Below are 11044 nucleotides of genomic sequence, written 5' to 3'. Positions count from 1 at the left end.
CCGGCCACCAGGACGGTCCCTCCCTGAGCGGCCGCACCGGCCAGGTACTGGCGGTGACGGCCTTCACCGCCCCCGACGGCACCGCCCGTCTCGCCACCACCAGCCTCAGAATGGTGCGGATCTGGGACCCCGCCACAGGCCTCCAGGATGGTCCCTCCCTGAGCGGCCACACCGGCCAGGTACTGGCGGTGACGGCCTTCACCGCCCCCGACGGCACCGCCCGCCTTGCCACCACCAGCCGCGACGGAACGGTGCGGATCTGGAACCCGCGCACTGGCACTGTGCACGCACTGCCCCTGCCGGAACAGGTTCACGCACTGACGGAACACCGCGGCCTGCTCATCGCAGGCACCGAATCGGGCTACCTGGCGTTCGACATTTCCGTGCCCCCTCACTCGGCGAACACCGACATCCCGGACCCACTCACCCAGACCCCCGCCACACCGTAGACGGGGCCGTCAGCCAAGCGCCCAGCCAAAGAACACGAGGCGCAAGAGCACTATGAACAATCCGTCTGGGAAACGATCTACAGCAGAGCGGGAACCAGGCGGTAGCCGGCACAGACAGACCACTGGTCAGCGGATTGTGCCAGTTGGCCCATGAGCAGCCAGACCCCTGGAGCCGAGGGCTATCGATCGGGCGACGTGTTGAGGATGGCATGTCCGTTTACCGAGGTGACGGTCACTGGGGTCTCCCGGTCCCACGTCTCGGTGCGCTGGCCATGGTGGGAGATCGACACTGCGGCGGACGGGATCGAATGGAACGGCGACGTGGCTCTTCCGACGCCGACGGACGACAACTGGAGGAACGAGCTCTTCCGGACGGTGCCGGTGGTGGACACGCTGAAGGCCGACGACAGGCGCCGGGTGGGGATCCCCGCGACCGTGGTGCACGTCCTAGCGGTCCACCATCTCGATCCGCCCCTGGAGACGGGCTGGTCAGCGCCCCCGTCGATCAGGACCTCGGCGGTGGAGTGATCGAACCCGGTCACGGCGGCGCAGAGCAGGGGCAGGCCGTCGGCGCCCGGGGTGTCCGGAGCCGCGCCCTGCTCCAGGCAGTCCCGCACGGTGGCGGCATCCCCGGCGATCACGGTGATGACCAACCGGTCGGTCAGCTCCGACCAAGACTCCGTCAACGCTCCCCCTGGTGGTGTGCTCGAAGGGAGCAAGGTATCCCGGGACAACGAACAGCTGGACCAGGGGCCACTACGGCTTCCCGGTTCGACGACTTCGACGTCGTCGCGGCCCCCTCGCACGAGTTTCTCGAACAGCCCGGCCAACGGATCACGAACCGGCTCCGATCGCCGGCCGAGGTGCGGAATCGGCACCCGTCTCACGGAGACGAACTCGGTCGTCACGCACCGGTATGTATGTACGCCGCCCACAGGGTCGGGGTCGACGGGTAGCCAGCGCGCAGTCGTCTGACCGCGTCGTGCAGGGCACGAGCGCTGAGTTCGGGCCTGGGCTCCGTGGTTCCGTTCGTGGTCAGACGGGCGTAGAAGTCGGCGGCGAGTCTTGCCGAGGTACGGTCATCGACGGACCACAGGGTCCCGATGACGTGCTGGAACCCGGCGAGGTGGAAGGCGCCGGTGATATGGATGGACTCGTCGGCCAGGCGCGGCACGGTTCCGCTGGTGTCGCACGCCGAGAGGTAGGCGAGACCCGCGGACAGCCTCAGGCTGCTGATGTCGGAGACGGTGAGCGGTCCGGTGGCGTGGTCGGCGAGGACGAGGTGGCTGCCGGACGGGTCGGCCACGTCGGTCGCACCGTGGCAGGCGAAGTGGGCGATGTGGCAGTCGGGCAGGGCGCGCAGCACGGCCGCACGGGTCGGGGCCGCGAGCACCCGGGCGCCGGGGACGAGCCGGGTAATCGCTGCGGTCTCGGCGATGACACCGGGCAGTGGGGCTCCCGGGGTCTCCGGGACGGGCACGACCAGGGTGGAGTCGTCGGACGGGGACAGGCTGCGGCGGCGGGTCTGGACGAGGGCACGTACGGTGGTGGCGTAGGAGGAGACGACCCGGTCGAGCACCGTTCGGGGGCCGCCGGGCCGGTCCACGGGATCGGTGTGGTGGCCGGCGGCGTGCAGGGGGAGGCCGGCCAGTACGCCGACGGGGCACCACCACACCTCGGGCCAGGGCTGTCCGGCTTCGGGGGCCACGGTGTGACCGAGATGGGTCAATACGGGCTCGGCCACGGTGTCCCACAACCCGGCGAGCAGCCGGAGCAGTTCGTCCTGGGCGAAGAGACGTTCCATCGGGTGGAGGTGCCGGTCGGCGACGGCGTGGAGGATCCCCGGCAGACGTAGCACTGCGAACTGCGCCTGCTCGTAGGTGAGGGCGGTCAGCGGAACAGTGTGGACGGGATCCTCCGGCCTGCCGGTGAGGATGAGCGCGTCACGACGGCTCCGGGTCGCGATGACGAAGACGACGGGCCCCGCCTGTGCCGCACGGGTGAGGTCGGAGATGCCGGGTGCCTTGAGGAACCCCTCGCAGCCCGGGACCTCCCGGATGCGTTCGAGCAGGATCCGCCGGTCTTCGTGCGCCCGCCGTCGGGCGTCGGCCAACCGGCGTGCTTCGGCCAGAGCGGCCTCTGCCGTCCGGACCGCACCGTGGTCCCGGTCAACGGTCGGCCCGGAGTGGTCCAAGTCGTTGAGCTGGGTGATCAGTTGGTCGAACTGGTCGGCGAGGTGCGGCATCCTCTCGCGCAGGATGGTCAGATCGTGGTCGCGCCGGCCGAGCACCTCGGCCGCGAGGATCCCCCGGTTGCGTTCCAGGAGTTCCACGGCACGCACCGGCCTGTCCGCGGCCAGGGCAGCTGCGGCAGCCTCTTCGGCCAGACCGGGGAGTCGGCTCAGCTGGTACTCACGGTCGCTCCGAAGCAGGCTCCCCGGAGCAAGGGTCTCCAGCAGGTCCGTCGCCTGCTCCACCGCATCCAGTGCGGCCGGCGCATCACTCCCGGCCGTGAGCAGCGCGAAGCTTCGGTAGGCGGAGACACGGGCGCTCGTCTCGCCGGCTGTGGACCCCATGGCTTCCCGGTAGCAGGAACGCGCCTCGTCCAACAGGCCCAGCCGCCCGCCGTCCCTGAACAGCGTCTCCAGGGCCCAGCCGAGCTGTACCAGCCAGGACACCCGCGCAGGATGGTCCGGAGGCGTACCGGCAACGGCCTGGCGTCCGGCCCGGACGGCCTCCTCCAGCAGATCGGGGCGGGCCGTGTGCGTCGACAGGCGCGTGAGCACGGCGGAGAGGTTCCCCAGGTGAGTGAAGTGGTCGGGGTGGTCGGACGGTGTGCCCGCCACCGCCTTCCGCATCACGGCGACGGCCTCCTCCAACCGGTCGGTCCGCCGACTGCGTTCGAAGCTCCTCATCAGGACGGATCCGAGGGAGTTGACATGCGTGACATGGCGGGGGTCGTCGAGCGGGGTGGCGGCCACCGCTTCGCGCGCCGCCTCGACCGCTTCCTCCAGGAGATCGCTGCGACCGGTGCGGCCGGAGAGCTTCTCCAGTGTTTCCGCGAGGGTCACCAGATAGTCCGAGCGGTCGGAGCGGTCGACGGGTACCCCGGCCACAGCCGCGCGTGCGGCTTCTACGGCCTCCTCCAACTGGTCGATCCGCCCGGTCCTCTCGAAGAGACGCTGGAGGCCGAAGCTCAGGCTTTGCAGTGCCACTCCACGGTCCAGACCTTCTGGGATCTTGATGACCAGTGCCTCGCGCAATGCCTCGACCGACTCCTCCTGTTCCGCCACCCGGCCGGTCTGCACGAACCGTCGGCTGAGAACGTCCGCGAGATTGGTCAAGGTCCTGCCCCGGCGGGGATGCCCTTGCGGAGTAGCAGCAACGGAGGCCCGTGCCGCTTCAAGGGCTTCGTCCAGCAGGGCCGTCCGCCCGGTCAGCTTCGCCAGTCTGATCAGGATCGATCCGGCCGTACTCAGTAGGTCCGCTCGGTCGGAGTGATCGTCGGAAGCGGCACCAACCGACTGCCGGGCCGCCTCGGCGGCCTCCTCCAGCATGTCGGTCCGCCCGGTTCGCTCGGACAGCCTCCAGAGCACCGTCGCGAGGTTGCCGGCGAACCCGCCGTACTCGCTCTGGCGGGGATGCGTGCTCGACAGCGCCTCCCGCAGGAGGGCCGCCGCCTCCTCCAGTTCCTCGGCCCGACCGGCGTAGTCGGACAATTCGAGCAGCCCGCCGGCAAGTTCACTCAGTAGCCAGGGCCGGTTGGGGTCGCCGGGAGGGGTGGCGACCACCGCTCTCCGCGCGTCCTCGACCGCCCGTTTCAGGTGTGCGACCCCACCGCCGTGTGCGGCGAGGAGCGTACGTGCGTGCGCCAGGTTGTGCAGATGCTGGGCCCAGGCGGGGTCGTCCTCGGCGCTGGCCGCGACGGCCTCGCCCATCGCCTCGACCATCTCGCCCAGCAGCGCGGCCCGGCCGGTCTGCTCGAACAGTTCGTTGAGCGCCAGTCCGAGGGCACTCCATCGGGCGGCGAGTGCGGCATGGCCCTGGGGGAGAGCCGCCACCGCCGTACGCCGTGCCGCCACGATGTCCGCGAGCACAACCGCGTCCCTCGTCGTCGCCGACAGGGCGTTCAGAACAGCGAGTTGGGTCTGGAGGTAACCGTCCAAGGCGGGATCGCCGGCTGGGGTCGCGGCCACCGCCTTTCGCGCCGCCGCGGCGGCCTCCGTCAGTGCCTCGGAACGCCCGTCGTGCCGGGCCAGGTACCAGAGCAGCGTCGCGACCGCGTTCAACCGGTTGGCCAGCGCCGGATCACCCTCGGGGGTGGCGGCCGCCGCCTCTCTCATCACCTCGGCCGCCTCTCGAAGCTGATCGATGTGCCCGGTCTTCTCGAACAGGATTCCCAGCGCGGTGCCGAGGACGCCGAGCCGCTCGGCGCGCTCCGGCTCATCGTGCGCGGTAGCCGCCGCCGCCTCACGCATCACCGCCACCGCTTCAACCGCCTCATGGGCCAGCCCGGTACGCATCGCCAGGAACCAGAGGTCCTGTCCGAGGTAGTGGAGGCGGCGCGCCCACATGGGGTCGTCGGCGGGGGTGACGGCCAGCGCCTCCCGCAGTACCCCCACGGCCCGCTCCAGCCGCTCGATCCGCCCCGTTTCCTGGAACTGCCGGAACAGGGTCACCCCGAGGTCGTCGAGGGCCCGCACCTCCTGGAGGCCGAGCTCAGCGAGCTCGGGGAAGGCGGGAATCAGGACCAGCGCCTGAACGAACCGGACGACCGCCTCGTCCAGGCTCCTTCGCAGCCCGAGTCGGTAGAACTCCTCCAGCAGCTCATGGGTCCGGATGTACCGGGTGCCGACAGTGCGGTAGAAGTCCGCCGGGACGTGCTCGCCGGAGGCGGTCTCCAGATCGTCGCGCAGGTCCTCCGGAACCGACCGGGGGTCGCTCCGATAGGCGGGCGCGAGGTACCGGACGGCCGCGACCCGGTCGGCCAGCCCCTCCTGCCCGCCGAGAGCCCGGCTGCACTCCCAGTGGTACCAGCCCAGCGCGTGTGCCGCGACGGGGTCCGTTCCGGCTGTCGCGGCCTGGGCCAGGGCCCGCGCCGCCCAGGCGGCATCCTCGCCGAGGAGCCGAGCCGGGTTCCGAGCCGCGCTCCGTACACAGGCGTTCACCTCGGCGAGCGCCGATTCACGGTTGGGCACGGCCGTCCCCCTCTCCCGGTTCCGGCGCCACCGCCCCGTCGGTGCCGACATCCCGTCCGGCCCCTCGGAAGACGCCCGGCACTGCACGGACGCGTCTTGCGTCAATGGCGCCCCTGTCCTACACGATACGGTCTAGACTCCCAATCTCCTTGTCGTGAAGTCGAATTGGATCCGGAACGATGTAACTCCGCTCAGGAAGGCGGGACATGGACCTGGCATCACGAGAACGCCTCGGGTCGCTCTGCGACCAGCTCGGCACTTGGCCCTCGCTCCGTGAACTCATCAGCGACGCCGGCGCGGAGACCCAGCTCAACGACCTCCTCGCACTGCTCACCGAGCCCGGCGACCCCGACAACGCCCTGGTCGCCGAACTGCTCGACGCCGTGGAGGACGCCTATACCCGGCTCGGGATGATCGGACTGACCAGCCGGGACGGCGTTCCCCCCAGGATCGCCCTCCTTCCGCCCGGCATCGCTGGTCAGCGTGCCGTCATCGGCTGGACCTGCCCGCTCGACCGGTGCAACCGGGTCATCACCGCCGATGAGACACCTCTCCCGCCCACGTGTGCGGCCCACGGGCCGAACGGGCCGATGAAGCCCTATCCGCCGACCGCCCCGTGACGACCTTCCTGACGGCGATCGGCACGAAGCTCGCCGAGCGGTGGGTCAACTTCCTCCTGTTGCCGGGGCTGCTGTGGACCGGCTTGCTCGCCGCCGCTCTTCATCTCGGCCAGCACCGGCCCTTCGCCGTCGGGCGGTTGAGCGACTGGCTCAACCAGTTGGCCGCGAGCCCGGCCGCCCACGCCGCCGGCACCGTCATCCTCGCCACCGCTGCCACCCTCCTCACCGCCACCGGCGTCGGACTGCTCTGCGGAGCGATCGGCGGGGCGATTGAACGGCTCTGGGCGGCATCCGTCGACCTGCCGTCGGCCGCATGGTTCCTGCGCCGACGCCAGCGCCGCTGGGACACCGCGACCCGGGAACTCAAATCCGCCATCCTCCAAGCCGCCGCCCCTCAGCGGCACCACGTCGCTCCGGCGAAAGCCGCCAGCCGGGTGCGCTCCTGGCAGCGTCGCCGCGCCCGACTGGGCCCCGCCCGCCCCAGCTGCCCGACCTGGATCGGCGACCGCTTCGAACGGACTGCCGTACGGCTGGCCGAGGTCAACGGGATCGACGACGCCGCAGCCGCTTGGCCGCGACTGTGGGCAGTCCTGCCCGACGGTCTGCGCAACGACATCGCCGCCGCCCGCAACGCCTACGCCGCCGTCAGCAGACTGGCGGCCTGGGGATTGCTCTACACCGCCCTCGGCGCCGCCTGGTGGCCGGCCCTCCTGATCGGTCTGGCCCTACTCGCCACCGCCGCACAGCGAGCCCCAGGAACCGCCGATGTCCTGGCCTTCATGATCGAGACCGCTGCCGACCTTCACCTCAACGACCTGGCATCCCAGCTCGCCGTCCCCGCCACCGCGACGGCGGCCGGCACCGGACAGGCCATCAGCGCACACCTGCGCCTCGCCGGAGCACCGGTACCGCGACAACTGCCATGAGACGACCGGGAACCCCGACGACACGCCACATCCCTATACGCTCGCCACTTGCGTCCGGCGCTCACCATGCCCCAGACTTTGTCATGGCCTTCAGGAGGCCACCCCCTGGTTCTGCGTCGCTCCTTGGCAGGACCACACGAGGGGTCAAGAGGCCATAGCCCCGCCTGCAGATCCTCTGGCACTGTCCACCCATGCCCTCGAACGGGGCTTGCAGATCAGTTGCTGGATGCCCAGGGCGACGGTATCCGGAGACCGGATCGCAGATGACCAACGGTGGGCGTCTCTACCAGCTTGCACGAACGCGGCAGCTCTACACGGGTGAGCCTTTCCACGCGGCGAAGAAGACATTGAGTGGTGGAAACAACCACTCACCTTTTGCCGTCGCGCCCATGCGGCAGGCCCATCTCGAAGCCGAGATCTTCGCCAAGCTCTGCAGCGGGGGTCAATGGTGGGCCCATCCTTTCGGCATTTCGTCTGTCCAGGCGATGGCGCAGTCAGCGGTTCTGCGCCTTGACAGCCACACCACGTTCTTCGACGGCACCCTGTACCCCCGGAGTGCTCAGGCCCTCGACGAGCTGCTACCCGATGCCGAGCCCGGCGTACAAGTGAACGGCGTCGTGGGTCTTCGCGTAACAGGCATCGACGGCCCGGATCTCCACCTCACCCTTGCCGGAGGCGGATGCCACCTCATTCTGCGCGGCGCGCCCGGAACGGATTGGGCGGGAGAAATCGATGAACGCTGGGACCGCCTGGGGAAAGCAGGGCATCCGGGGCTATGGCGAGCTCAGCAGTTGACCAACCACGAAGAAAAACACATCCGGGAATACCCTCGGCTCTGGCGTTCCTATCGACGCCTCGACTGGCTCGGATCCGCGCTGCTGCGCCGCCTCGCCGTCTTCCACACGTCCAGCACTGCGTATTTGAGCCGGTCATGGATCCACAACGGCGAACTGATCCTCGAGCTGGACACCGTACGCGGCATCAGGCTGAACCACGATGCCTTCCTGAACCAGCTCATGGACCCTGTGTGGGGAGTCCCGCTTCGGATTCGCCGCCGGTACTGTTCCTGCGACCCTCACCAACAACTGGGTCACAGGATCTACACACTCCAGTGCACCTACCACCTCGAACATCCTGATGACGTCGGCCAAGGCGGCCTGCAACTACGCTTTCGCCATGGACCGGACCCCCACGCCGGTACCACGCGAAAGACGCTTGCAAGCCTGGGCGCCCCCGCAAAGTGGCTCGACCGGGTCCTCCCGAAGAGCAGCCCCGATGTTTCATCGCCCATTGACCATGAGAGGCCATCACAAATCCCTGGCGAGAAGGACAACTCGTGAACTGGGACACCATCTCGCTATTTGTCCTGGCAATGCTCGGAACGGTCGCGCTGATCATCTCCCAGCTTCAGGAAATCCTGGAGAAGATACCGAAACTCATCCGAGCATGGCATGAGGTTCGCCGCAACTGGCACGAGGCAGAAAATGAACGGCACTAGTCAGCATGGGCACCATCCGAAGGATTCATCAGAAATCACGGCGTAGCAGTTCACGCAATCCCTCCTCAAAGGCCAACCGCGCGTACTGCTCGGTGCCGGAGCCGGGCACCTCTAGCTTCTTGAGCTGTCCGCCGACGATGTGGGACACCAGCGGTACGGGCAGGGCGTCCGGCCACAGGCCGGTCCGCTTGCCCTCCGAGAGCACCCGGCGGAACGCACCGGTGGAGCCCCGCAGACTCCGGCCGTTCGCCTTCAACTCCTCGGCAGCGCACTCGCCTTGGCCCTCGACAACCTGGAGCAGGATCTGCTGTGCACGGGGCGGGAGGCGGTCGTAGTACGAGCGGGCCCGCTCCGGCGTCCAGCGGTCGTCGGGCACCGCGGTCACGACCGCCGTCGGCGTGGCGGCGAGGGCGAGCAGCTTCTCGAGCACCTCGGGGGTCGGATTCTCCACGGTGATCGTGATCTTCATGACGGACACCTTGGCAGCTTGAGGGGCTGAACACAAATAACCTCGACAAACGTGTTACAGACGCGAGGGCGGCATCCGGCTCGGATTGTGTACCAAGAAACGTGTTGCGTCCTCTAACTGGATTTAGAGGACGCAACACAGGGGCTGGTACAGATAGGCTGTCCCGGACGGATCATCAGCCCGCCGTGCCGGAAGGAGAGCGCCATGGATGCCGAGGCGTCGGACGACCTGCCGGCCCTGGTCGAACGCTCCACCGAGGTGGTGATCGGCGAGCTGGTGGACGACGGTCAGGCCCTCGTGCAGTTCGCGTTCACCGGGGTCGACCCCAACGAGACGCTGACCGAGGACGCGGCAGACGACCTCGCCTCCGCCCGGCCGGCGCGCACCAGCCAGACCTACTCCGAGCAGTGGCGCTACTTCGCCCGCTGGTGCGCCGACAACGGCCGCCACCCCGGGCCGCGCACCAGCGAGGCGAACATGGTCTCCTACGTCTCCCACCTCCGCCGCCGCGGCGGACGCGACGGCACAGGCGCGCCCGTCAGCTCGCTACGCCTGGCGATGGCCGCCATCCGCGACGCCAACGCCCGTGCGGGGTACGAGAACTGGCCCCCGAAGAAGGCGACCGCCGAACTGATCCGCAAGCAGGCCGCCGAGCACGCCCGCGCCCGCCGCACCCCGAGGTCGAGCCCGCCCGTCGACGCCGCCCGCATCGCCCACCTCCAGCAGGGCACGACCGCCGACATCCCGCTCGCCCGCTGGCGCGACCTGACCATCCTGCACCTCGGCTACCGCACCCGCGCCCGGCGCTCCGAGCAGGCTGCCTACCGCATCGACTCCGTCCTCTTCGAGCGCCTGGAGGACGGCACCGAGCAGATGGTCGTCGGCAAGCGCACGTCGAAGAACGACCACTGGTCCACCGGCCGCGAGTACGTCGTCCGCGACCCGGTAGCAATCACCGTCGTCCGCACCTACATCTCACTGCTCGCCGAACTCGGCCAGGCAGAACCGCAGTTGCCGCTGCTGCGCGGCATCACCCGGTGGGGCCGGCTGATGCCCGTCCCCGCCTCCGGAACCGGCATGACCGGCCACTCGGTGAACCGCGCCTTCAGGCGCATGGTCACCCGCACTCCCGGCTTCGACGCCAAGAACGCCACCAGCCACGGCCTGCGCGCCGGCGTCCCCGCCGACCTCGCCGCCCAGGGCTACAGCGCCGCGGAGATCCTGGTCATCACCGAGGACTGGAAGTCCACCACCATGGTCGAGAAGTACGCCAAAGCCGGCCTCCGCCGCGCCGGCAAGGACAACCTCGGCCGGGCCCAACAGGCCCTCGACGCCCTGGTCGTCCCACTGCCGACCGATCCCGCCGAATAGACACGACGGGCGAACCCCCCGTATTTGCCGTGTCGTTGTCGGTCCACTCGATGGGTCACGGCCGGCCGCACTGGCCACTGATTCGCCCGGCGTCGCCAGGAGGTCGGCTGGGCTCTGGGAGGCGGCAGAAGAAGGGTCCTACCACGCGGTCATCGTGCCGCTGTCGGAACACTCCCGTCCCAGCGTCCGGAGCGACGCGCTCTTCGCCTTCCAGATCCGGGGCAATGCGGCGGCCAGGTCCGCCGACAAGCTGATCCCGCAAGTGCCCGGTGTGCGACAGTTCCGTCGCCTCCGCCGCCACGATGGCCGCCACCGCCCAGGACCTGGACCGCCAGCTGACCCCGCTAGTGCGGGGGTCAGCCGCGGGACGACAAGAACAAGAAGATCCTGGGGCCGTCTGAGAGCGGACAACGCAAGATGGCTCTGCGTCACTTTGAGTGAAAATGGCTGCGGTTGGCGGCTCCGTGGGTAGCCCCACCTGGTGAGTGAGCGCGTATCTGGCCTGATCAGCGTG

At 69.3% G+C, this 11044-nt stretch carries 9 protein-coding genes; 7 read left to right on the top strand and 2 right to left on the bottom strand.

Translation table 11 applies throughout. The features are described 5' to 3' along the window. Both ACFCY1_RS32295 and ACFCY1_RS32290 read left to right on the top strand, forming a co-directional pair. On the top strand, window positions 1-449 hold a 449-nt coding region (locus ACFCY1_RS32295; RefSeq protein ID WP_375876861.1), incomplete at its 5' end, for a WD40 repeat domain-containing protein. Window positions 450-599: 150 nt separating this feature from the next. After that, complete coding sequence (locus tag ACFCY1_RS32290; RefSeq protein ID WP_375876860.1) at window positions 600-977, top strand: hypothetical protein; 378 nt, start codon at window positions 600-602, stop codon at window positions 975-977. Window positions 978-1353: 376 nt separating this feature from the next. On the opposite strand, the gene ACFCY1_RS32285 is transcribed toward ACFCY1_RS32290, so the two are convergent. After that, window positions 1354-5151 carry a CHAT domain-containing protein gene (locus ACFCY1_RS32285; protein ID WP_375876859.1) on the bottom strand — a complete coding sequence of 1266 codons (3798 nt, stop codon included), beginning with the start codon at window positions 5149-5151 and terminating at the stop codon, window positions 1354-1356. Between the two features lie 701 nt (window positions 5152-5852). Between ACFCY1_RS32285 and ACFCY1_RS32280 the strand changes: the two genes are divergently transcribed. The 4 genes from ACFCY1_RS32280 to ACFCY1_RS32265 all read left to right on the top strand — a co-directional run bounded on the left by ACFCY1_RS32280 (window position 5853) and on the right by ACFCY1_RS32265 (window position 8690). Continuing rightward, on the top strand, window positions 5853-6266 hold the full coding sequence (locus ACFCY1_RS32280; protein ID WP_375876858.1) for a hypothetical protein: 414 nt from the start codon (window positions 5853-5855) through the stop codon (window positions 6264-6266). Continuing rightward, entirely contained in the window at window positions 6263-7192 is a 930-nt protein-coding gene (locus tag ACFCY1_RS32275; RefSeq protein ID WP_375876857.1) for a hypothetical protein, read from the top strand. Before ACFCY1_RS32280 ends, ACFCY1_RS32275 begins: the two co-directional genes overlap by 4 nt. A gap of 263 nt (window positions 7193-7455) precedes the next feature. Next, entirely contained in the window at window positions 7456-8532 is a 1077-nt protein-coding gene (locus ACFCY1_RS32270; protein ID WP_375876856.1) for a hypothetical protein, read from the top strand. After that, a complete protein-coding gene (locus ACFCY1_RS32265) occupies window positions 8529-8690 on the top strand; it encodes a hypothetical protein (RefSeq protein ID WP_375876855.1) in 162 nt (53 codons plus the stop codon). The genes ACFCY1_RS32270 and ACFCY1_RS32265 overlap by 4 nt, the downstream gene beginning before the upstream one ends. A gap of 28 nt (window positions 8691-8718) precedes the next feature. Here the strand turns inward: ACFCY1_RS32265 and ACFCY1_RS32260 are convergent, their stop codons facing one another. Next, complete coding sequence (locus ACFCY1_RS32260; RefSeq protein ID WP_375876854.1) at window positions 8719-9159, bottom strand: hypothetical protein; 441 nt, start codon at window positions 9157-9159, stop codon at window positions 8719-8721. A 204-nt stretch (window positions 9160-9363) separates the two neighbouring features. Between ACFCY1_RS32260 and ACFCY1_RS32255 the strand changes: the two genes are divergently transcribed. Further along, window positions 9364-10530, top strand: coding sequence for a hypothetical protein (locus ACFCY1_RS32255; RefSeq protein WP_375876853.1), 1167 nt, complete (start codon window positions 9364-9366; stop codon window positions 10528-10530). The last annotated feature ends 514 nt before the right edge of the window (window positions 10531-11044 follow it).

It is taken from the genome of Kitasatospora sp. NPDC056273 (assembly GCF_042268845.1).
Lineage (GTDB): Bacteria > Actinomycetota > Actinomycetes > Streptomycetales > Streptomycetaceae > Kitasatospora.
The sequence above is the reverse complement of the archived record's forward strand: the minus strand, read 5'-3'. Positions and strand labels throughout refer to the sequence as shown.